This is a genomic window from uncultured Thalassolituus sp. (assembly GCF_950066645.1).
Lineage (GTDB): Bacteria > Pseudomonadota > Gammaproteobacteria > Pseudomonadales > Oceanobacteraceae > Thalassolituus.
Genome location: NZ_CATMFB010000025.1, coordinates 1 through 21180 on the forward strand (window position 1 = coordinate 1; position 21180 = coordinate 21180).

The window sequence follows — 21180 nt, forward strand, 5'->3', positions numbered from 1 at the left end:
CAGCCAGCGGCACTGCAGGAACTGAACGACATTCTCGAACGCCAGTTCTCTGGCAAAGCAGGCACTCAGACCACCACCATGGGCGGGGTCAAAGTGGCCGCCAGTATCGTCAACTTCGTGGACAGCACAATTGCTTCCGAACTGCTCGAACAGATCAAGGAAGTGGACGAAGATCTGGGGACTCAGATTCAGGATCTTATGTTTGTTTTCGACAATCTGGTGGATGTCGACGACCGCGGTATTCAGGTATTGCTGCGCGAAGTATCAACCGATCTGCTTATTCTGGCGCTCAAGGGAGCAGACCCTTCCGTTCAGGAAAAAATCTTCAAGAACATGTCCAAGCGGGCTGCCGAATTGCTGCGTGATGATCTGGACGCGAAAGGTCCGGTCAAGCTCAGCGATGTGGAAGGTGCTCAGAAGGAAATTCTTACGATTGCCCGTCGCCTGGCCGATGCCGGCGAGATAATGCTGGGTGGTGGTGGCGAGGCCATGGTCTGATATGGCCGACATTAAGCGTGATTCGCCAATTCCGGCTGAGAATGTTGATGAAGCGCGTCCCTGGCGCCTGCCGTTCTGGACTGAGCCCGCCGCCTTTGTTGTTGAGCGTGAACAGGAAGAGCAGGACGACAGTCAGGAGGATGCTCCGGAAGAAACTGCCGCTGCAGGCTATCCGACGGCAGAAGAGCTTGAGGTTATCCGCCGCGAAGCATACAACGACGGCCTGGAGCAGGGGCGTGTTGAAGGTCGCCAGCAGGGTATTCAGGTAGGGCGAGAGGAAGGTCATGCCGAAGGCCATAAACGTGGTTATGACGAAGGCATGGCTGAGGGCCGTCGGGAAGGCAATAAGATTGGTTTTGAGGAAGGGCGGGCAGAAGGTCAGGCAGATGTTACTGCCCAGGCCAGCCGGCTCCGCGATGTGGTCGCTACGTTACAGGCGAGCGTGACTGAGCGGGACAGCCAGCTGCCGGAAGTCCTGGTGATGTTGGTAACCCGCTTAACAGAGCAGGTGCTGGAACATGAACTGAGCGCCGGAGCGCAGTCAATTAACCGTTATGTGCGTGCTGCACTTCAGTCGCTACCAGATGGCGAAAAGGCGGCAAGAGTGTTTGTCTCTGAACAGGACAAGGCTCTTATCGACGAGGCTGCTCTGCGGGTTGCGGTTGAGACAGACGACAGTCTGGCCGCTGGAGAATGTCGGGTAGAGAGTGAAAATTCCCTGGTTGAATACTCTGTCAGTGACCATCTGCAACAGGCGTTGCTGGATCTGGCCGGGCAGATGCTGACAGAAGCAGATGGCTATCCGACCGAGAGTGAATCAGCCGCATTGAGCGTGCAGGTAAAAGACGCGCCTCAGGATTCAGAAGCGCAGGCGGATGCAGATCAGCCAGCAGCCCCCTTTGATGACGTGCAGGACGAGGTGCCGGATGACTCTGAGCCACCGCTGGCGTGAGCTGGCCCCCGCCAGTGAGTATCGCCCCCGGGTCTCGGGACGCCTTGTGCGTATGGTGGGCCTGACGCTCGAAGCCATTGGGATTGACGTCCGTACGGGCGACCGCTGTCGGGTGGAACGACCGCAGGGCGGCGACGTTGAGGCCGAAGTGGTCGGTTTCGATGGCAAGCGTATTTTTCTTATGCCGATTGAGCAGGTCGATGGTTTGCGCCCGGGTGCCAGAGTCTGGCCATTGCACGGTGCGGCGGATGTGCCTGTTGGTTTTTCTCTTCTTGGGCGGGTGCTGGATGGTACTGGTCGGCCGCTTGATCTGAATGGCCCCTTGCTGAATACCGAATCCGGACATCTGCAGGGGCGATATATCAATCCACTGCATCGCGCGCCTATCCGCGACACCCTGGATGTCGGCATCCGCGCAATTAATGCCATGCTGACCGTTGGGCGCGGTCAGCGGATCGGTCTGTTTGCGGGCTCAGGGGTGGGTAAAAGTGTGTTGCTTGGCATGATGACGCGCTTTACTACCGCCGACGTTGTGGTAGTCGGACTCATCGGCGAACGTGGTCGCGAAGTTAAAGAATTTATTGACGAAATTCTTGGGCCAGAAGGGCTGAAGAGAGCGGTTGTGATTGCTTCACCGGCCGATGATTCCCCTTTAATGCGCCTTCGTGCAGCAATGTACTGCACAGCGGTTGCCGAGTTTTTCCGTGATCAGGGCCAGAACGTTCTGTTGTTGATGGATTCCCTGACCCGTTATGCCCAGGCCCAGCGTGAAATTGCACTTGCGGTGGGAGAACCCCCGGCAACCAAAGGGTATCCTCCTTCTGTATTTAACAAGTTACCGAAACTGGTTGAGCGAACCGGTAATGGTCAACAGGGGGGCGGATCTATTACGGCGTTTTATACGGTACTCAGTGAAGGCGATGATATGCAGGACCCGATAGCAGATGCGAGCCGGGCAATTCTTGATGGACATATTGTGCTTTCACGTCGTCTTGCCGAAGAAGGACACTACCCTGCGATTGACGTAGAAGCATCGGTGAGCCGGGTGATGCCACAGATTGTGGATGATGCCTGGCTGCAACGGGCACAGATGTGCAAAAGACTGATGTCGCATTATCGTCAGAATCAGGACCTTGTTGCTGTCGGCGCGTATCAGGCCGGATCGGATCAGGTGTTGGATGTCGCCATTGAGCGTATGCCGAAAATTAAAGCCATGCTGCAACAGGGGCTGCGGGAAGGAGCTGACATCAGCGCCAGTAAAGATGCCCTGGCAGGGCTTTTTCCAGGATTTGATAAAGGGAAATGAACTACCGTCACCCCCGGGCTAAACGCCTGAAAGTCGTATTTGAAATTGCTGAGCGCGAAGAGCAGGATGCGCTGCAGCGCTGGGGACTGGCACGGCAGAAACTTGAAGCTGAAAAGGCAAAACGCAGTCAGCTCTCCGACTACGCAGGTGATTACCAGCGACGCCTGGCGACCCCCGGACAGACCACAGTGAAAGCCGGTGACATGCACAACACGCTCGGGTTTATCCGCCAGATTGAATCTGCGCTGCGTCAGCAGGAAGGACAGATCGCACAACTGGAAACTCTGACAGCAAAAGCGCGCACGGCCTACCTCGAAGCACGGGGAAAAACAGAAGCCATGAAAAAAATGCTGGAGCGGCTGGAGCAGGAATACCAGAGCGAACAGAATGCCCGCGAGCAGCGCGAGGCGGACGAGTGGTCTAACCGGCAAGCGGCGCGACGCACCTTGTGACTTTTTAGTACTTTGTAATCTTATCTCCCTTTCTTTGTCGTTCAGGTCATTCCTGCCTTAAAAATATCCCTTCCTCGTCTGGCAGCTTTACAGAAGCGGTCTAGTCTTACCTTTAGGGTTTACACGAGGACACATCCTTATGACAGAAGCAGCCACCATTCACTGTGGTAACCGCCTGAGCATTGATCAGGTGGAAGGGCTTTATCAGAAGCTCGAGGCGGCCGTTCTGTCCGGAGGAGATCTGACGCTTGACGCTGGTGACGTTCATTTCTGCGACACAGCGGGTCTGCAGATGATACTCAGCCTGCGTAAGACTCTTGCTGGTACCGGAAATGATATCAGCTGGAGTGCAGTCACGGATGTTCTCAAAGATACCGCAGGTTACCTGGGTATCCGCAAATCTCTGAATCTTCCTGAATAACACACCGGCAAACTACGGGAGAACTCGTATGGTAAGTATCTTAGCTGTTGACGATTCTGCTTCTATGCGCCAGATGGTGAGCTTTACGCTCAAAGGCGCAGGCTATCAGGTTCGTGAAGCGGTGGATGGCGTTGAAGCGCTGGAAATCGCAAAGAACGAAAAATTTGATCTGGTTCTGACTGACGTAAACATGCCCAACATGAATGGCATTGAGCTGGTTCAGAATCTTCGCCAACAGGAGAACTATAAGTTCGTTCCTATGTTGATGCTGACGACCGAATCTGCAGGCGATATGAAAATGCAGGGTAAAGCCGCCGGTGCCACAGGCTGGATCGTAAAGCCGTTTAATCCAGACCAACTTCTGAGCACAATCAAACGCGTTCTGGGGTAATTTCTGATGAGTGTCGATCTGTCGCAGTTTCACCAGGTATTTTTTGAAGAAAGCTTCGAAGGCCTGGATGTTATGGAAAGCCAGCTCCTGGAGATGGACCCCGCTGACGTTGACGACGAAACGGTTAATACCATTTTTCGCGCTGCACACTCCATTAAAGGAGGTGCCGGTACCTTCGGATTTATGCCGATCTCTGAGTTTACGCACGTTGTAGAAACTCTGCTTGATGAGATCCGCAGTGGTCAGCGGGTGATGCAGCCGGAATATGTCGACTTATTTCTACAGTCTGTCGATTGCCTGCGTGGCATGTTGTCAGATATGCAACAGGGCAACGAGCCAGAGAAGGAGCGCCCTGCACAGTTACGGGCTGAATTCGAAACCATTCTGCATGGTGCTGCTCCCGTCGCTGAAGCCGCACCCACGGAAGAAGAAAAAGGCTCTGGATGGCTGATTCGCCTTACCCCATACCCGGATTTACTGCGTACAGGGAATGAACCCTTCCGTATGTTCCGGGAATTAATCGACATTGTTGGTGAAGAGCACTGCGAGATTGAAGCAGACACCAGCAAGCTTCCCGAGTTTACCAGTCTGAATCCTGAGGAATGCCATTTGGCGTGGCAGATCCGGGTGACACGGGAAATCCCTCTCGCAGACATTAAAGTCGTGTTCGAGTGGGTAGAGGACGAATGTGATCTGGTGTATGAGCCGCTCGGTGACGTTGCAACAGCCAGCCCGGAAGAAACAGCCCCCGCCGTCAGTGATACATCCGACGCTGAAGGAATTCAGGTGCCTGAAAAGGTTGCTGCCGCAATAGCGGAGACGCCTAAAAAATCCGCCGAGCCCGCCGCCCCGGCCAAAGCGCCTAAAAAAGCAAATGCTGAAAGCTCCTCCATCCGCGTGTCTATCGACAAAGTCGATAGCCTGATCAACATGGTCGGAGAGCTGGTGATTACCCAATCAATGCTGGGGCAACTGGGGCAGGATTTCGATCTCAGCCGCCTTGCTAAGTTGCAGGAAGGCCTGTCGCAGCTTGAACAGAACACCCGTGAACTACAGGAAAGCGTGATGAAAATCCGCATGATGCCGATCAGTTTCGCTTTCAGCCGTTTTCCACGGTTGGTGCGAGACCTCGGTAATCAGCTGGGCAAGAAAGTCAATCTGGTGACGCTGGGTGAGCAGACGGAGCTGGATAAAACGGTGATGGAAAAAATCAGCGACCCACTGGTTCATCTTGTCCGTAATTCGATGGATCACGGTCTCGAGACCACCGAAAAGCGACTGGCTGCTGGCAAGTCTGCTGACGGCACTATTACGCTGAATGCCTACCATCAGGGGGGCAATATCGTCATTGAAGTCGCTGACGATGGTGCAGGCCTTAACGAGGAAAAAATTCTCAAGAAAGCAATGGAAAAAGGCCTGGTGCCTGAGTCTGCAAATCTGACCCCTGAAGAAATACACCAGCTTGTGTTCCTACCCGGATTTTCCACGGCTGATGCTGTGAGTGACATCTCCGGTCGTGGTGTCGGTATGGACGTGGTACGCAGAAATATTCAGGCATTGAATGGCAGTATCGAGGTCCGTTCCAGTCGGGGGACGGGCTCAACCTTCATTATCCGTCTGCCTCTGACGCTGGCGATTCTCGACGGGCAGCTGGTGCAGGTATGTGAAGCAACCTACATCTTCCCGCTGGTATCCATTGTTGAGTCTATCCAGATCAGTCGTCGTTCCCTCAATCATGTAACGGGCAGTCAATATGTCATGCAGTTACGGGATGAATATATTCCGATCGTTCGTCTTGATGAGATATTTGGGCTGCGTGACAACGTCCAGGATATTGATGAGCTGATGCTGGTGGTTGTCGAAGGCGACAACGAAAAAATAGGCATTGTTGTTGATGATCTTCTGGGTCAGCAACAGGTAGTTATTAAGAGCCTTGAGCAGAATTATACCAAGGTGTCGGGCATTTCAGGCGCGACGATCCTTGGCGATGGCACGGTCGCATTGATTATTGATATTTCAAGTATCGGCCGGAACATCACTCCTGTGAAAAAGCATCAGGGTAAATCTGATCAGGCAGCGTGAGGTAAATCATGGAATCCACGATGGCAGAGACCAACATCCCTGATACAGGGATGGCGGATGAGCAGCAATACCTGACCTTTATCATGTCGGGAGAGGAGTACGGGGTAGATATTCTGGCCGTACAGGAAATCCGGGGCTGGGAAGAGCCTACGTCCATACCCAATGCACCACGTTATATCCGTGGCGTCATAAATCTGCGTGGGACCATCGTTCCAATTATGGATCTGCGGATGCGGTTCGGCCTGGAGCACATCGAATACACCGCGACTACGGTCGTGATTATTCTGAAGTTTGATGGCGAACATGGCGAAAGGGTCATGGGGATCGTTGTCGATGCTGTCTCTGACGTCTATACCATCGCTGACGGCAGTACCCGCAAACCCCCTGAACTGACAGAAGATGATAATTCAGACTTTATTAAAGGCCTGGTTAACGTCAATGAAAAAATGGTAATCCTCCTTGATGTTGAGGAACTCCTGAGTATTAAAAACCAGCTTCTGAATGTCGCCGGCAGTGTGGAATAAACACCTGTTCCCCTGACGCATTCAGATCGAACTAATAGTATTAAGGACTTGTGATATGAGCTTCATGACAAACTTATTCAAATCCGGCGGCGATACCGATTCAAAAACCATCCGGGAAATGCAGTCCAAACTCGATGCCATCAGCAAAAGCCAGGCTGTGATTGAGTTTAATATGGACGGTACCATTATTACCGCAAACGACAATTTTCAGGCAGCACTGGGCTATCGTCTGGATGAAATTCAGGGGCAGCACCACCGTATCTTTGTTGATCGTGATGAAGCGGCCTCGCGGGAATATCAGCAATTCTGGGATGATCTGAATCGTGGTCACTTTCAGCAGGCGGAATATAGACGGATCCGCAAGGACGGCAGCGATATCTGGATTCAGGCGACATACAACCCCATCCTCGATGAAACGGGGCGCCCTTACAAAGTGGTGAAATTTGCATCTGATATTACCGAGCAGAAAAAGAAAGCTCGGGAGAATGCGATCAACGCCAATATTGCGAATGCTCTGAAGCTCTGTCAGGCAAATGTCATGCTGGCGGACAACGACATGAACATCATCTATATGAACGATGAAGTGACCGCCATGCTTGAGGCACGCGAAGCTGAGCTGAAGCAGGCGCTCCCTGACTTTAAAGTGAGCGAGCTGGTAGGCACAAACGTTGACGTATTTCATAAGCAGCCAGCGCACCAGCGAAAAATGATCGCAGGCCTGAAAGATCCCTATAAAACGCAGCTGAATGTAAATGGTCTGAGTTTTAATCTCACCGCAACGCCCTGGTACGGTACCGATGGTGAACGTGTTGGTACGGTGGTTGAATGGGTAGACATTACTGATGAACTGAAGGCACAGGAAGAGGCAAAACGCCTTGCAGATGCCAATGCGCAGGTCAAGCAGGCGCTGGATGCGGTGTCTACCAGCGCTATGATTGCCGACACGGATGGCAACATCGTTTATATGAACGAAGCCGTAGAGAAAATGATGCGTGGTGTGGAGTCGGATCTGAAGAAAGCACTGCCATCGTTCGATGCGTCGAAACTGATGGGCGCAAATATTGATACCTTCCACAAAAATCCTGCACATCAGCGCTCTATGCTGTCTGCTCTGAAAAGCACCTATAAAACACAGATTGAAGTGGGGGGCCGCACGTTCGGCTTAATCGCTAACCCAGTATTTAACGAACAGAATGAACGACTGGGGACAATCGTTGAGTGGGCTGATCGCACTGCAGAAGTAAAAGCTGAAAGAGAAGTGGATGCGATTGTTGAAGCGGCTGCGGCAGGTGATCTGTCCCGCCGTATTGATACTGTCGGAAAAGAAGGCTTCTTCCTGAATCTTGCCGAAGGTCTTAACCGCCTGTTGGGCATTGCGGATGATGTGGTCAACGACACTATCCGTATCTTTGATGCGCTTGCTCACGGTAATCTGACCCGTAAGATCGATACAGATTACATGGGGTCCTTCGGCAAACTGAAGCAGGATGCTAACTCCACCGTTGAGCGCCTGACCGAAGTCATGACCCGTATTCGTGAATCGGCCTCTACAGTTTCGACCGGCGCCAGTGAGATTGCACAGGGGAACGCCGATCTCAGTAAGCGTACCGAGTCTCAGGCATCGAGTCTTGAAGAAACAGCATCCAGCATGGAAGAAATGACCAGCGCAGTTAAGCAGACCAGCGAGAACGCTGTTCACGCTAACGAGCTGGCAAATTCTGCACGCGGTAAAGCTCAGGAAGGCGGGCAGGTTGTCAGTAAAGCCGTTGGCGCGATGGAAGAGATTAACCACGCCAGTAAAAAAATCTCCGACATTATTGGTGTCATCGATGAGATCGCGTTCCAGACCAACCTGCTGGCACTGAATGCTGCAGTAGAAGCTGCACGGGCCGGGGAACAGGGGCGTGGATTCGCGGTGGTTGCCGGAGAAGTACGTAATCTGGCTCAGCGCTCTGCCGCTGCAGCAAAAGAGATCAAAGATCTGATTCGTGACAGTGTAGATAAAGTCGAAGCGGGCACTTCGCTGGTTAACGCTTCTGGTAAAACACTCTCTGAAATCATCGAAGCTGTCGATCGCGTGTCGGCCATGATTCAGGAAATCAGCACGGCTGCGTCAGAACAGTCGTCTGGTATCGATCAGGTCAATAGCGCCGTTGCGCAGATGGATGAAATGACACAGCAGAATGCGGCCCTGGTGGAAGAAGCCACCGCGGCGGGTGAAGCGATGGCAGGTCAGGCTCAGAGCATGACGCAACTGATGGAATTCTTCACCGTTGATGGCTTTGGTGGAGGCTCTTCACCCGCAGCGGTGATGAACTCTGCGCCAGTGGCTCCTGCCCCAAAGCCGGCAGCGGCGCCGAAGAAGGCGGCTCCATCACCCTCTTCTGATGGTGACCAGGGTGGTTGGTCGGTCAGTTCTTCTGACGACTGGGAAGAATTCTGACCGGAGCGATCAGCTTATGGGTGCATCTGCAGCGCCACTGCTGGGAGATGATAAGGAATTCCTGATGACAGCCGGCGATTTCGATGAGATCGCCGAGCTTGCCCTCAAGCATACCGGTATCGTCCTGGGGCGGCATAAGGCAAATATGGTGTACGGGCGTATTGCCCGTCGCCTGCGCCAGTTGGGGTATCAGTGCTTCGCTGATTATCTCAAATTCCTGCGGGAGAACTTCTCTCAGGAATCGACAAATTTCATTAACCTGATCACAACAAACCTGACCTCTTTTTATCGTGAGCCTCATCATTTTGAGTATCTGGAAAAAACGGTCATTCCCGATCTGAAGCAGAAATCTGACCGTAAGGTACGGATATGGTCTTCCGGGTGCTCTATCGGTCAGGAGGCATACACCATTGCTTTCTGTCTCGGAAAGGCAGCGTTTCCATCTTCCTGGGATGTAAAAATACTGGCAACAGATCTTGATTCTAACGTTCTTGATAAGGGGCGGGCAGGGATTTATCCGGCAGACAGTGCGAGCTCAGTACCGCAGGATGTGTTCCAGTCTTATCTGATGCGCAGCAAAGATCAGAAGAATATCCGTGTTAAGGATTCAATGCGGAATCTGGTGCATTTTAAACGTTTGAATCTGTTAGAGCAGTGGCCAATGAAAGGGCAGTTTGACGTGATTTTCTGCCGCAATGTCGTGATTTACTTTAATCGTGATACGCAGAAAAAACTGTTCAACCGCTATGCAGATTTTCTGCCCGTCGGGGGGCATCTGTTTATCGGTCACTCGGAGTCTCTGAATGGTCTGACAGATCGTTTTGAGTCTGTAGGAAACACCATCTACCGAAAAAAATACTGAGGAGCCAGGCATGTTGCATACCAAACCCCCGCAGCCCAAGGCTCCCAAAGGCTTTGAACATGTGGCCCGCTACTGGGATGCAGTTCACGGTACCTGGGCCGCCAAAATTCTTCCCGGAGAATTCTATGTTTCTACCCATGGCGAGATGATTGTTACTGTGCTCGGGTCCTGTATCGCAGCCTGCATACGCGATAAGAAACTGGGCATAGGTGGTATGAATCATTTTATGTTGCCTGAAGCGAACGAGCATTCCAGCGAAGTCTGGGGGACCAACCCCGCGGCGCAGGAATCTCGTTACGGTAACTGGGCAATGGAATATCTGATTAATGAGATACTTAAGCGCGGTGGTCGCCGGGAAAACCTTGAGGTGAAAATCTTTGGCGGTGGTCAGATGATTGCTTCGATGAGTGATATCGGCCAGCGTAATATTCTCTTCGTCTATAACTACCTGCAGAACGAAGGGCTCAAGATAGAATCTGCCGATGTCGGTGATATTTATGCTCGCAAGGTGCTTTATTTCCCGGATACCGGGTCAGTAAAAATGCGCCGTATCACTAACGTACGTAACAACACTCTGATGAAACGTGAAACTGAATACCGTCAACAGGTGGCTACGGAAGACACCGACCAGTCTCAGGGCGGAGTGGATCTCTTCTGAGAGAAAAAATTATGAAAAAAATACGGGTTATCGTCATCGACGATTCAGCATTGATCAGAAAAATGCTGAAGGAAGTCTTTGATGCTACCGAAGATATCGAGGTGGTTGCCGTCGCCAATGATCCGATCATAGCGCGCGACAAAATTAAGCAACTGAACCCTGATGTTCTGACACTCGATGTTGAAATGCCAAAAATGGATGGGCTGCAGTTTCTGAGTAACCTGATGCGATTGCGCCCGATGCCGGTCGTGATGGTGTCGACGCTCACGGAGAAAGGAGCGCCGGAAACCTTTGAAGCGCTGGAGATGGGAGCAGTCGATTACATCTGTAAACCGCAGGCGAAGTCTGAGGACGAGTTTTTACAGTTTGCCCGGGCATTGTGCGACAAAGTGCGTATTGCAGCGCGTGCAAAAGTGCAGCCGGTCGATTCGCGCAGGAAGTCAGCGTCAAGGGTGATCACCCGGGAGAAAATAGAAAATTATCGCCGGATTGTCGCCATTGGTTCATCCACTGGTGGAACGGAGGCGATTGCCGATGTGCTCGCTGGTTTGCCAGTGAACTGCCCACCGATTGTGATTACTCAGCATATCCCTGAAGTTTTCAGTGCCTCCTTGGCGAAGCGCCTGAATAACCGGTATCCGATGGAGGTACTTGAAGCCGCAGATAACATGGAAGTCTGCACCGGGCGTGTGATCATTGCTCAGGGTGGGAAACATCTGCGTTTTGTTAAGCGCGGGGATAAGCTGTTTACGATGATCGACGATGGCCCAAAGCAGAACCTGCATAAACCCTCGGTGGAAGTAATGTTCGAGTCACTGGCTCAGACGGTGGGCGGCAGACATCTGGTGGCAGCCATGTTGACTGGAATGGGAGCAGACGGAGCCAGTGCGATGAAGGCACTGCACGATGCCGGCGCTATCACGCTGGCGCAGGATGAGGCGACCTGTGTGGTCTATGGAATGCCAAAAGCCGCCTGGGAGCTGGGTGCGGTGGATCAGCTTATGCCCTTGCGCGGAATCGCCGAAGAATTGGTGAAGAGCGCGAGAAAAGCCTGAAATCTGTGCTAAACCTAATGGAAGTAAAACAAATTTTGGAGATCAATCAATGTCGGTAAATGCTTCTCTGGGAAATGACGGTCGCGAGCTGGTTATCCGCGTCGATGGCCGTTTTGATTTCAGTGCGCATCAGGAGTTCCGCGATGCTTACGAGCACAGAAATGGTGTGGCAGCCTATACGGTTGATCTGGGTGGGGCAACCTATCTGGACAGCTCGGCGCTGGGCATGCTGCTTCTGCTCCGTGATCACGCGGGCGGCGACAGCTCTGAGATCCGCATCACCAACTGCAATGATGATGTGAAGAAGATTCTTACGATTTCGAATTTTGAGCAGCTTTTCACCATTCAATAAGAATCCTGTCCATGTCAGATTACAGGGTCCTGATCGCTGACGATAACAGCGTCGACCGAAAAGTCCTTTCACGCGTTGTACGCAATCAGGGCAACGAAGTGATTGAAGTGTCCAACGGCTTTGAAGCCGTTGATGCCTTCCGGGAGCATCGTCCCGATATCGTTCTGATGGATGTCATGATGCCCGGCCTCAACGGAAAAGAGGCCACCCGGCAGATAAAGGAAATCTCCGGAGAAGACTTCATTCCTGTGATCTTTCTGACATCTCTGTCCGATGCCCAGAGCCTGGCAGACTGTCTGGAATCCGGTGGCGACGACTTTCTCACAAAGCCTTATAACCACATCGTACTTCAGGCGAAGATCTCGTCATTCCGGCGTATGTCGGATATGCACAGAATTCTGCTGGAGCAACGCAACGAGATCCGTCTGGCTAACCGCCACATGTTGCAGGAGCAGCAGGTAGCGAAAGCGGTTTACGATAATGTTGCACACGCGGGCTGCCTGAGCGCCTCGAATATCCGCTATATGCTTTCTCCGCTGGCGGTATTCAATGGTGATGTCCTGCTGGCCGCGCGTAAGCCATCGGGAGGAATGCACCTCCTGCTTGGCGATTTTACGGGCCACGGCCTGCCTGCCGCCATCGGTGCGATGCCGATGGCCGATATCTTTTACGGAATGACCGCTAAAGGTTTTGGCCTGAGGGATGTTCTGCGGGAAATCAACCTGAAGCTGAAGAGTATTCTGCCGGTGGGCTTTTTCTGCTGTTCGGCTGCCGTTGATCTTGCACTGGATCGCAAAGCGGTGTCGGTCTGGATGGGTGGGGTGCCTGACTGCTATCTGCTCAGGGCAGATGGTTCAGCGATTGAAACTCTCTCATCGCGTCACCTTCCCCTCGGTGTACTGGGCGGTGATAAGTTTAATGATCAGATGATCGAACTGCCGATGAACGAAGGAGACCGCCTGTTTTTATGGTCTGATGGCATCATCGAGTCGCGCAACGTCGAGGGCGAAATGTTCGGTCAGGAACGGCTGATTGATATTTTTCATGCGGCAAAGGCCCCTGAAGATGTTTTTCCGGATATACAGATGAAAGTGACCGAGTTTATTGGTGATAGTGAACGCGATGACGATACGACCATACTGGAAGTTGTGATGGCAGACGCAGATGTGCAGGACGAAGACGTGGTCAGCACTAAGTCTTCCACCGGCAGTGGACCGATAGACTGGTGCCTGGAATACCGCCTTGATGCGTCCAGCCTGAAAAACTTTAATCCGGTTCCGTTGCTCAATCACATCATGATGGAAGTGCCTGGCCTCCGAGCTATGGGTGGGCAGTTGCATACGGTGATGGCCGAATTGTTTTCTAATGCGTTCGAGCACGGAGTTCTGGGCCTTGATTCTGGCCTGAAAAGCTCGGCTGACGGCTTTATGGAATATTACCGTCTCAGAGAGGAGCGACTGGCGTCACTGAGCGACGGCTATGTCGTGATCGTCCTTGACCACAGAGGGAATGGCCTTGAGGGTGACCTGACAATTACACTCAAAGACAGTGGGCCGGGGTTTGACTATTCGGAATTGAATCGAATGACCGCCGATCAGAGTCAGCTTTCCGGGCGGGGCATACCTCTTCTTAAGCGCATCTGTCGTTCACTTGAGTACAAAGGCGCTGGAAATCACGTTGAGGCCGTGATTCACTGGCCACAGGAACAGGATCAGCAGGTATGACAATGCTCGACCTCGAAGCACTGGATGTGCTCAGAGACGTAATGGAAGATGAATACGAGTCGCTCGTACATCTCTATGTGCGGGACAGTGATGGCCGTTTCAGCCAGATGCGGGATGCTGCGGCAGCAGGAAATGCTGAACAACTCCGTCATATTGTGCACAGCTTTAAAGGCGCCAGTGGCAATATCTGTGCGCCGTCACTTGCTGCACGAGCGCAGAGCCTGGAAGATGCGGCAAGAGCAGGAGGGGCGGAAGCGCTGCTCGACGATATTTCTCTTCTGGAACAGGACTATCTGCAGGTGCGTGAAGCCCTGATAGCGACCCTGAGCTGATTGTCTTTCATCTCCTGAAAGTAATTTTGGCCCGACCTTTGCGTTATACCCGGTAACCCGAACAGACAGGAGACCGGGATGAATTCCTCAGCCGCTCAGAGCCCACTGGCATCCTTGATGATGTCCTTAGGGGGCAGCATCGAACTGAATTCTCTCAATACCACGACCGACGGGGCTCCGGCCCTGTCAGAGTTTTCCAGCCTGCTGCAGGATCTGACCCAGGGGCAGCTTCAGATGCTCACCCCAGAGGGGGAGGGAATGCCAGGATTGATGACGGCAGAAGGCGAAGCATTGCCGTCCCAGTTGCCGCTGGTATTGCCGCTCAGCGTGTCCGTGTCGACGGCAGTCACCGCAGATGCTGATGCGGAAGTGCAGGTGGAGAGTGATTTCCTGATGAAACAGATTGAGACGCCGCCCGATCTCAGCCTGCGTCATATGCCTGCAGATGAAGATGGTACTGGCATCCGTCCGGTGACGCCGCGTACAGAGGAAAATGACGACAGCCAGGCCTTTGCCGATCTCCCTGATGAAGAAGAGCAGGAAGAACCCCAGTTAATGGCGGTTGCTCCGCTGACGCAGGCCATACAGCAGGCATCTCAGCAGGGAACAGACATCAAAGCTCCTGTGTCTTCGCAGCGTGGGAACGGCGCAGCAAAACCAAACGCTGAGTCCGTAACCTCAGTGTCAGCCGCCTTGCAGGCGGAGGATATTGACACTGATCTTGCCGACAGCGAGCTGGAAGGCGGAGACGTATTCCGTCCAGTCACCGCGAGCGACGAGATGTCGCTGAAGCGTCCTCTGTCGGACGCCTCGGGTCAATCCACTCTTATGACGCAGACCCCGTCAGCTCAGGTTGCCAGCGCAGGTACCACGCAGATCCCGACCGCAGGGATGACCGCCGTTAATGCAGAGACCGCTCAGGCGCTCAGCACCACTGACGCCTCTGATGCCGTCGACCTGGAAGCCGCTGAATCTTTTGAGCAAAAGCTACAGACTCAACTGAAAGAACGTATCGAGTTCGGTCAGGACCGCAGAGAGTGGGGATCGGCACTCGGCGCGCGTGTGTTGACGATGGTGGCCGACAATATTCAACAGGCCAGAATACAGATTGATCCACCCGAGCTGGGCAGCCTTGAAATAAAGCTGCACATCACACAGGACCAGGCCAGCGTTCAGGTTCACGCACAGAACCATCAGGTAAAGGATGTGCTTGAGGCGAATGTTCAACGCCTCAGAGACGCCCTGAACGAGCAGGGTCTGGAACTTGCGGGCTTTGATGTCGGTACCTCTGGCCAGGGGGCGTCGGATCAGAACTCCGGAGGTCAGGGGCAGAATGATTCGGGCGGTGAATGGCTGGCAGACAGCGAGTCTGAAGCCGCTGAGCAGCGTCCGGTAACCCGTAGCAATGCCTTGCTGGATACCTTCGCCTGATTAACTTTCTTTGGTGTCCGACCGCCGGATTTCCGGCGGTCATCATGATCTGACCTCGCCACATCTTGCCAACTTCCGGCAGTTATCTCAGAACCTTCTAGACTTTGTGCATAAGACCGGTGCTATCAAAGCCAGTACTTCCGGGCTTTGCGGCGTGAATTCCGGATGTCAGAAAACTGACGGAAAAACGTGGCACAGGGATTGCAAATTTGACTATCAGACAGGAGGCATGACGCCATGGCAAAAGAAGAAGACCTGAAGCTGGAAGGCGCAGAAACCGAAGAGGCCAAGCCCGCAGGTAAGAAAAAGCTCATTATCATCATTGCGTTGGTGGTACTGATTCTTGCCGGTGGGGGTGGGGCAGCGGCGTTCTTTCTTCTCGGTGGTGAAGACGAAGCAGAAGGAGCCGAAGGTGAAGAAGCAGTGGCGGAAGAAGTCGTGGAGGAGCCACCTATTCCTGCCCAGTACGTCGTGCTTAAACCAGAGTTTGTGGTGAGTTTTCAGGTCGGGACCCGTCAGCGTTTTGTTCAGGCCAGCATCGAGGTGATGACCCGGGCACAGTCGGTTGTGGATGCAATGGAGCTTCATTCTCCGATGATACGTAACGAGGTCATCCGGATTATCAGTATGCAGGACTTTAACTCGCTGCGTACTGCAGAAGGACGAGTGGCGTTACAGCAGGAGCTGAAAAATGCCATGATCAAAATAATGGAACGGGAAGCCGGCTCAGATAATGTAGAGGCCGTGCTCTTCACTAACTTTGTGATGCAGTAGGAATACACGTGCAGGATTTACTGTCCCAGGACGAGATTGATGCGCTATTACACGGCGTAGATGACGGTGACATAGGCCCGGAGGAAGAAGTTGATTCTGCCGGTGTGAAGTCCTATGACCTGAGCAGCAACGACCGCATTGTTCGTGGTCGCATGCCGACATTGGAAATGATCAATGAACGTTTTGCACGCTACACCCGCATCAGTATGTTTAATTTCCTGCGCCGTAGTGCGGACGTTGCGTCGGGTGGCGTCCAGATCATGAAATTTGGTGAGTACGTACATACCCTGTACGTACCCACCAGTCTCAATCTGGTAAAAATGCGGCCACTGCGCGGCACGGCACTGTTTATTATGGATGCCAAGCTGGTATTTAAGCTGGTAGACAATTTTTTTGGTGGCGACGGACGCCACGCCAAAATCGAGGGTCGTGAATTTACGCCCACAGAAGTACGTGTGGTACAGCTGGTACTGACTCAGGTTTTTGCCGACATGATCGAAGCCTGGGCACCGGTAATGCCGCTTGAATTTGAATATGTCGGTTCGGAAGTGAACCCGGCGATGGCGAACATTGTGAGCCCGAGTGAAGTCGTGGTCGTCAGTACCTTTCATATTGAGCTCGATGGCGGCGGTGGCGACCTGCACCTGACCATTCCGTATTCCATGATAGAGCCGATGCGTGAAGTGTTGGATGCCGGTGTTCAGAGTGACGTGGACGACGTTGACGAGCGTTGGCAGCTCTCGCTGCGAGAGGACATTATGGATGCGAAGGTGCCGTTGCACGGAACGCTGGTCGAACGTGATATCACTCTGCGCGAAGTAGCAGCGCTTAAAAAAGGTGATGTGATACCGATCGAGCTTCCAGACGATTTTGTTTTAGAGGCCAACGGAATACCCGTATTCCGCGGGAAAATGGGTATATCGAATGAAAATCTGGCAGTAAAAATTACTGATCAGATTCAGCACAGACGTCGCTGATTAAGGAGCAGAATATGAGTGATGATGAAAATAAAGACGTAGGACAGACTCCCGGCGACGACGAACTGGATCCACAGAAGCTGGCGGACGAGGTCGCAGAAAACAGCGGTGACGAAGCGTTGGCAGACGAGTGGGCTGCGGCGATGGAAGAATCGGGCGACGCCGAAGAGAGCGACGACAGCAGTACCGAAGATGATTGGGCAGCTGCCATGGCAGAGGCCGGAGAGGGTGGAGATGATGCAGACGATGTTCGCCAGATGCCCCTTGACGAACTGAAAGACGAAAGTAAGCCCCGGGTAACGAATGGCGAGGCGCCCGAGCTGGATGTCATCCTCGATATTCCTGTGCGGATTTCTATGGAAGTGGGCTCGACACAGATTCCTATCCGTAACCTGTTGCAACTGAACCAGGGGTCGGTTGTAGAACTGGACCGTCTGGCGGGTGAACCTCTGGATGTGTTGGTGAACGGTACCCTGATCGCGCATGGCGAAGTGGTTATGGTGAACGATAAATTTGGTATCCGTCTGACGGATGTGGTGAGTCAGAGTGAACGTATACACCGCCTTCGTTAACGGACTGGCAATTCTGCTGTGCTCGGGTGTGGCGGCAGCAGAAGAAAAAGCCGCGCCTGTTCTTGCTGCTGATCCATTGGCAAGCAGTGGCAAGGTTGCGATGTTTCTTGTTCTGGTGGTCGGCATGATTTTTCTGCTTGCCTGGCTGGTCAATAAAACCCGGGCCGGACAGTGGGCAGGGCAGACCGGAAAACTGAAAATGCTGGCGGTGCTGCCACTGGGCACCAAAGAAAAAATTGCAGTCATTCAGGCCGGTGATCAGCAACTGGTGGTGGGCATTACCGCTCATCAGATTACGACCCTGGCGACACTGGATACTCCGCTCGAGGTCAGTGAGAATCAACCGGCCAGCTTTGCGGAAATCCTTAAGATGGCGGTACAGAAATGAATATTCTGTGTCGTCTTATAGCAGTCCTCGCACTCTTTCTTCCCGCACTGGCCATGGCGGCTGACCCTGCTGCAGGTGCTGTCGGAAACGGCTACGCTGGTATTCCCGCGGTTGTTTACAAGGCAACGGACAACGGTGGGGAATATACGGTAACCATTCAGATTCTTGCCATCATGACGATGTTGACGGTGCTTCCGTCGCTGCTGATTATGATGACTTCCTTCACCCGGATTATTGTTGTTCTGGCGATCCTGCGTCAGGCCATTGGTCTGCAGCAGACACCTTCCAACCAGGTGTTGCTGGGTCTCTCACTGTTCCTCACGCTGTTTATTATGATGCCTGTTTTCCGGGTGATTAATGCTGAAGCGATACAGCCATATATGGCAGAAACAATCACGCCGAAAGAAGCTCTCGACAGAGCCCTGGTACCCGTACATGAGTTTATGCTGGCTCAGACGCGCGAAAATGATCTCGATCTGTTTGTCCGCATCAGCGGTCGTGACGATATTCAGAGCCCGGCCGAAACGCCTATTCATATCCTGATTCCTGCCTTTATCACGAGTGAATTAAAAACGGCATTTCAGATCGGCTTTCTGATATTTATTCCATTTCTGATTATCGACCTGGTGGTCGCCAGTATTCTGATGGCGATGGGTATGATGATGTTGTCTCCCATTATTATCTCGCTACCTTTCAAGATCATGTTGTTTGTTCTGATCGATGGCTGGGCATTAATCATGGGCACACTGGCTAACAGTTTCGGGACGATATAGATGACGGACGCGGCGATCGGTGACATTTTTACCAGCGCACTCTACATCGTACTGGCGATTGTGGTGATTATTATTGTACCCAGTCTGGTGATTGGTCTGGTGGTCAGTACCTTTCAGGCTGCGACTCAGATTAACGAGCAGACTCTGAGCTTTCTGCCGCGTCTGATAGTAACTCTGCTGGCCATCATTGGCTTTGGTCCCTGGGCAGTCAGTGCCGTGCTGGATTTCACCCGGGAAATATACGCAAATATTCCCTTTCTGATCGGGTGACCTGTGTTTGAGGTTGAGGCACTCGAAGTAGGTCACTGGGTCAGCCGATATCTGTATCCATTTGCGCGGATTGCAGGGCTTCTGATGGTGATGCCTCTTATCGGTACGCGTATGGTTTCGCAGCGTATCCGTCTGCTTCTCGCTGTTACCGTGACTCTGGTGGTGGTCCCTGTGTTGCCACCGTTTCCGGTTGTCGAAGCTATCTCTGTCGCCTCATTTATCATTCTGTTGCAGCAGATGCTGATCGGAATTCTGCTGGGCTTTGTGGTTGAACTTCTGATGCAGGTGTTCGTGATTGCTGGTCAGTTAATCGCGATGCAGACAGGTCTCGGTATCGCAACCACGGTCGACCCGAGCCAGGGGGCATCGGTGGTGGTCATTTCGCAGTGGTTTCTCTTTATGGTGAGCCTGGTATTTCTGGCGTTGAACGGCCATCTGGTATTGATTGAAGTGCTGGTCGACAGTTTCCGGACCCTGCCGATTGGCCTTACCAGCTTTTCGGCGGAGCAGTTTGGTTTGCTGGTGGAGTGGAGTGGCTGGATGTTTGCCGCTGCGGTTGTCATTTCACTGCCGGCCATTACCGCGCTGCTGATCGTTAATCTGGCGTTTGGTGTTATGACCCGCGCCGCACCACAGCTGAATATTTTTGCACTGGGTTTTCCGGTCACCATGATCGTCGGTCTGTTTATTATGTGGCTGAATATGGATCAGATGGCGCTCGGGTTTCACCACTATATGGACACGCTTTTTGAATTTCTCAAAAAGCTGGTCACGCTCTGAGGGCTGGTCATGGCAGAACAGGACAGCAGTCAGGAAAAAACCGAAGAACCCACGGCGCGAAGGCTTGAAAAAGCCCGTGAAGAAGGCCAGGTTCCCCGGTCAAAAGAGCTGGGTACAACCCTGGTTCTCGTGGCCGGCGCGCTGGGATTACTGATGCTTGGGCCTATGATGTCTGAGCGGGTGGGTAAGATGGCGAGGCACAGCTTCTCGTTCGAGCGCGATGCCGCGTTCGATATTGGCATGATGTCGTCGTATCTTAATGCCGCAGTTCTCGAAGGTGCGATTGCGCTGGCCCCCTGGTTACTGCTGGTACTGATTGCGGCGTTTGCCGGGCCTCTTGGCGTCGGTGGCTGGTTGTTCTCTACCAAAGCGATTACGCCCAAGCTTGACCGTCTGAATCCCCTCAGCGGCCTGAAACGCATGTTTTCAATGAATTCTCTGGTCGAGCTGATCAAAGCCTGGGCCAAGGTGCTGGTCGTCGGATTGGTTGCCTGGATTGTACTTGGCTTCTTTTTTCAGGATGCCATGGCCATTCAGAACCAGGCGTTACGTCCCGCCTTAAGTCAGGCGATCAGTATAATTCTCTGGAGTGTTCTCTTTCTCTGTCTGTCGACGGCACTGATCGCGATCGTCGACGTACCGTGGCAGATCTACAGCTTTACCAAAAAAATGCGCATGTCGATGCAGGAGATTAAAGACGAGTACAAAGAGACGGAAGGGAAGCCAGAAGTTAAGAGCAAGATTAAACAACTGCAGCGTGAAGTCGCACAGCGGCGGATGATGGCGGATGTACCGACGGCGGATGTCGTAATTACTAACCCGACACATTACTCTGTGGCACTCAAATATCAGGCGGGCTCCATGGGGGCGCCGATCATGGTTGCCAAAGGGACAGATCAGGCGGCCATGAAAATCCGTGAAATTGCGAAAGAGCACAACATCCCGCAGATGCAGGCACCGCCACTTGCCCGTGCGCTCTATAAGCACTCCCGCGTGGGTGACGAAATTCCCGAAGGTCTGTATGTGGCGGTTGCGCAGGTACTGGCCTATATCTTCCAGATGGATCAGTTTGCAAAAGGGCGTGGTCCTCGTCCGGAACGTAAGCCGGATATGCCGATTCCGCGTGATCTGCGTGTCGACCCCGATCCACAATAAATTTTTAG

Annotated in this window: 24 protein-coding genes; all 24 read left to right on the forward strand. The window is 52.9% G+C overall.

What is annotated here, in order from left to right; all coding sequences use genetic code 11:
• Positions 1–498, forward strand: a 498-nt coding sequence (locus tag Q1L85_RS16105) for a flagellar motor switch protein FliG (protein WP_300433593.1), incomplete at its 5' end; no start/stop codon positions are given.
• Between the two features lies 1 nt (position 499).
• On the forward strand, positions 500–1450 hold the full coding sequence (locus Q1L85_RS16110; RefSeq protein WP_300424658.1) for a FliH/SctL family protein: 951 nt from the start codon (positions 500–502) through the stop codon (positions 1448–1450).
• Positions 1425–2756, forward strand: coding sequence for a flagellar protein export ATPase FliI (gene fliI / locus Q1L85_RS16115; RefSeq protein WP_300424659.1), 1332 nt, complete (start codon positions 1425–1427; stop codon positions 2754–2756). The genes Q1L85_RS16110 and fliI overlap by 26 nt, the downstream gene beginning before the upstream one ends.
• Positions 2753–3208 (forward strand): flagellar export protein FliJ, encoded by a 456-nt coding sequence (fliJ, locus tag Q1L85_RS16120; RefSeq protein ID WP_300424661.1) that lies wholly within the window; start codon positions 2753–2755, stop codon positions 3206–3208. Before fliI ends, fliJ begins: the two co-directional genes overlap by 4 nt.
• A 139-nt stretch (positions 3209–3347) precedes the next feature.
• On the forward strand, positions 3348–3629 hold the full coding sequence (locus Q1L85_RS16125) for an STAS domain-containing protein (protein ID WP_300424663.1): 282 nt from the start codon (positions 3348–3350) through the stop codon (positions 3627–3629).
• Positions 3630–3657: 28 nt separating this feature from the next.
• Complete coding sequence (locus Q1L85_RS16130; RefSeq protein WP_300424665.1) at positions 3658–4020, forward strand: response regulator; 363 nt, start codon at positions 3658–3660, stop codon at positions 4018–4020.
• A 6-nt stretch (positions 4021–4026) separates the two neighbouring features.
• Positions 4027–6102 carry a chemotaxis protein CheA gene (locus tag Q1L85_RS16135; RefSeq protein WP_300424666.1) on the forward strand — a complete coding sequence of 692 codons (2076 nt, stop codon included), beginning with the start codon at positions 4027–4029 and terminating at the stop codon, positions 6100–6102.
• A 20-nt stretch (positions 6103–6122) separates the two neighbouring features.
• Positions 6123–6626: a chemotaxis protein CheW gene (locus tag Q1L85_RS16140; protein WP_300424668.1), complete on the forward strand. Its 504-nt coding sequence runs from the start codon at positions 6123–6125 to the stop codon at positions 6624–6626.
• 55 nt (positions 6627–6681) lie between these two features.
• On the forward strand, positions 6682–9069 hold the full coding sequence (locus Q1L85_RS16145) for a methyl-accepting chemotaxis protein (RefSeq protein ID WP_300424670.1): 2388 nt from the start codon (positions 6682–6684) through the stop codon (positions 9067–9069).
• Between the two features lie 16 nt (positions 9070–9085).
• Entirely contained in the window at positions 9086–9931 is an 846-nt protein-coding gene (locus tag Q1L85_RS16150) for a protein-glutamate O-methyltransferase CheR (protein WP_300424672.1), read from the forward strand.
• 10 nt (positions 9932–9941) lie between these two features.
• The gene (gene cheD, locus Q1L85_RS16155) at positions 9942–10589 is read left to right on the forward strand and encodes a chemoreceptor glutamine deamidase CheD (RefSeq protein ID WP_300424673.1); all 648 of its coding nucleotides are present in this window, start codon (positions 9942–9944) and stop codon (positions 10587–10589) included.
• 11 nt (positions 10590–10600) lie between these two features.
• A complete protein-coding gene (locus Q1L85_RS16160; RefSeq protein WP_300424675.1) occupies positions 10601–11644 on the forward strand; it encodes a chemotaxis response regulator protein-glutamate methylesterase in 1044 nt (347 codons plus the stop codon).
• 49 nt (positions 11645–11693) lie between these two features.
• Positions 11694–11996, forward strand: coding sequence for an STAS domain-containing protein (locus tag Q1L85_RS16165; RefSeq protein WP_300424677.1), 303 nt, complete (start codon positions 11694–11696; stop codon positions 11994–11996).
• 11 nt (positions 11997–12007) lie between these two features.
• Entirely contained in the window at positions 12008–13720 is a 1713-nt protein-coding gene (locus Q1L85_RS16170) for a SpoIIE family protein phosphatase (protein WP_300424678.1), read from the forward strand.
• Positions 13717–14052: an Hpt domain-containing protein gene (locus Q1L85_RS16175; RefSeq protein WP_300424679.1), complete on the forward strand. Its 336-nt coding sequence runs from the start codon at positions 13717–13719 to the stop codon at positions 14050–14052. Before Q1L85_RS16170 ends, Q1L85_RS16175 begins: the two co-directional genes overlap by 4 nt.
• 78 nt (positions 14053–14130) lie before the next feature.
• Positions 14131–15483 carry a flagellar hook-length control protein FliK gene (locus Q1L85_RS16180; protein WP_300424681.1) on the forward strand — a complete coding sequence of 451 codons (1353 nt, stop codon included), beginning with the start codon at positions 14131–14133 and terminating at the stop codon, positions 15481–15483.
• 237 nt (positions 15484–15720) lie between these two features.
• Positions 15721–16257: a flagellar basal body-associated FliL family protein gene (gene fliL, locus Q1L85_RS16185; protein ID WP_300424682.1), complete on the forward strand. Its 537-nt coding sequence runs from the start codon at positions 15721–15723 to the stop codon at positions 16255–16257.
• A gap of 2 nt (positions 16258–16259) precedes the next feature.
• Positions 16260–17234, forward strand: a complete 975-nt coding sequence (fliM, locus tag Q1L85_RS16190; RefSeq protein ID WP_300424763.1) for a flagellar motor switch protein FliM — start codon at positions 16260–16262, stop codon at positions 17232–17234.
• Between the two features lie 14 nt (positions 17235–17248).
• Positions 17249–17806, forward strand: coding sequence for a flagellar motor switch protein FliN (gene fliN, locus Q1L85_RS16195; RefSeq protein WP_300424684.1), 558 nt, complete (start codon positions 17249–17251; stop codon positions 17804–17806).
• A complete protein-coding gene (fliO, locus tag Q1L85_RS16200; RefSeq protein ID WP_300424685.1) occupies positions 17781–18194 on the forward strand; it encodes a flagellar biosynthetic protein FliO in 414 nt (137 codons plus the stop codon). Before fliN ends, fliO begins: the two co-directional genes overlap by 26 nt.
• A complete protein-coding gene (fliP, locus tag Q1L85_RS16205; RefSeq protein WP_300424687.1) occupies positions 18191–18967 on the forward strand; it encodes a flagellar type III secretion system pore protein FliP in 777 nt (258 codons plus the stop codon). Before fliO ends, fliP begins: the two co-directional genes overlap by 4 nt.
• The gene (gene fliQ, locus Q1L85_RS16210; protein WP_300424689.1) at positions 18968–19237 is read left to right on the forward strand and encodes a flagellar biosynthesis protein FliQ; all 270 of its coding nucleotides are present in this window, start codon (positions 18968–18970) and stop codon (positions 19235–19237) included.
• Between the two features lie 3 nt (positions 19238–19240).
• On the forward strand, positions 19241–20017 hold the full coding sequence (gene fliR / locus Q1L85_RS16215; protein ID WP_300424691.1) for a flagellar biosynthetic protein FliR: 777 nt from the start codon (positions 19241–19243) through the stop codon (positions 20015–20017).
• A 9-nt stretch (positions 20018–20026) separates the two neighbouring features.
• The gene (gene flhB / locus Q1L85_RS16220) at positions 20027–21172 is read left to right on the forward strand and encodes a flagellar biosynthesis protein FlhB (protein WP_300433594.1); all 1146 of its coding nucleotides are present in this window, start codon (positions 20027–20029) and stop codon (positions 21170–21172) included.
• The last annotated feature ends 8 nt before the right edge of the window (positions 21173–21180 follow it).